Below are 1702 nucleotides of genomic sequence, written 5' to 3' on the forward strand. Positions count from 1 at the left end.
TGCTGGGTGATGTCCTGCTTGTCCGCTGACTGCCCGCTGTTGCTCGATGAGGAGCCACAGGCCGCGCCGGCCATGAGCGTGACTGTCGTGAGTGCGGCCGCCGTCAGCCTGCGTATGGTTTTCCTGGTGAAGATGGTCATGCTGATCTGCTCCTCGCGATGATGATGAGTGTCGGTCTTCCGGCGACTCCATCCTAGTCCGGCAGGTTAACGAGTCGGCAGGTGAACGCCTTATGGTGCGATAGGGGACCAGCGGCCACTTTTTAGACCAGCCCCAGAGCCTCCAGAGCCTCGGCAAGATAGGTGACTTCGATCACTTCCAATCCCTGAATGGGCTTTCGACCTCCTGAGTGACGATCAGGCGGGACCAGTGCTCGTGTAAATCCTAGGCGAGCGGCTTCTTGCAGTCGGTGGTTGAGCTGAGGCACAGGCCTGACCTGTCCTGTCAGTGATATCTCGCCCATGGCACAGGTGGTGCGCAGGATGGGCCGGGACTTGGCTGCACTGGCCAGGGCGGCCACGATGGCCAGGTCACATCCGGGCTCCTTGGCCAGCCCGCCGGCGATGGTGGACACATACAAGTCCCGTGTCAGCAGGTTGACTCGGCCGTGTCGGTAGAGCACCGCGGCCAGCATGGCCAGGCGGTTGGCATCGATTCCGTTGGTGTTGCGACGGGGAGTGGGCAGAACCGAGGAGGTGACCAGAGCTTGGATTTCGATGGGTAGGCTGCGGTGGCCGTCCAAGGTAAAGGTCACGCAGGTGCCCTCCACCTCCTGCCCCGCCGTAGACAGGAAGAGCCCAGTGGGATCGCTGACTTCTTCGATGCCCTGCTCGCCCATGTCGAAGCAGCCCACCTCGTCGGTGGGGCCGAACCGATTCTTGACTGCTCTTAGCAGGCGTAAAGCGGTCTGGGAATCGCCCTCGAACTGGCAGACTACATCAACCAGATGCTCCAGGGTCCGCGGTCCGGCTATGGAGCCGTCTTTGGTCACGTGGCCTACCAGAAGGATGGGGATATCGTGCGACTTGGCCATGTCGATCAGGCTGATGGCTACCTCGCGTACCTGGGTGGAGCCCCCGGCGATGCCGTCGACCTGGCTGGAGACGATGGTCTGGGCGGAGTCCACGATGGCCAGTGCCGGCTTCTCGCGCTCGATCAGCCCAAGCACCGTGGCCAGGTCGGTCGTCGAAGCCAGCAGCAGTGAATCCTTGAGCGCTCCCACCCGACTTGCCCGCATTCGCACCTGAGCCTGGGACTCCTCGCCGGATATGTAGAGCACCTTGTCTTCCTGGTCGCCCAGGTCGGCTACACGGCCAGCGGTCTCCAGCAGGAGGGTGGACTTGCCGATGCCCGGTTCGCCGGCCAAGAGGATGACCGATCCTGGTACGATGCCTCCTCCCAGGACCCGATCGAACTCCTCGAATCCTGTGGGAATACGCTTTACTTGGTCCGTGCCTACCCGGGTGATGGGCCGGGCCAGGCCGGTCTTCGGGGGCGCAGGTGCCGTATGGCTGCCGCCAGAGGAGGACAGACCACCGCCTGCACCTACGACACGGGCTTCATGAAATTCCTCGATGGTTCCCCACTGGCCGCATTCAGGGCAGCGTCCGAACCACTTGCCGCCGGTCCAGCCGCACTCCGTGCACACGTATTGCGTCGTCGTCTTGGCCATACCTGCACGCTATCGGGATTCAGGGACGAG

1 protein-coding gene is annotated in these 1702 nt (G+C 63.0%); it reads right to left on the bottom strand.

All coding sequences use genetic code 11. The features are described 5' to 3' along the window. Positions 1 to 262 precede the first annotated feature (262 nt). A complete protein-coding gene (radA, locus tag AC0AP0_RS09630) occupies positions 263 to 1672 on the bottom strand; it encodes a DNA repair protein RadA (protein WP_110425715.1) in 1410 nt (469 codons plus the stop codon). Positions 1673 to 1702 lie beyond the last annotated feature (30 nt).

Source organism: Bifidobacterium sp. POST2/T3 (B1) (assembly GCF_058197115.1).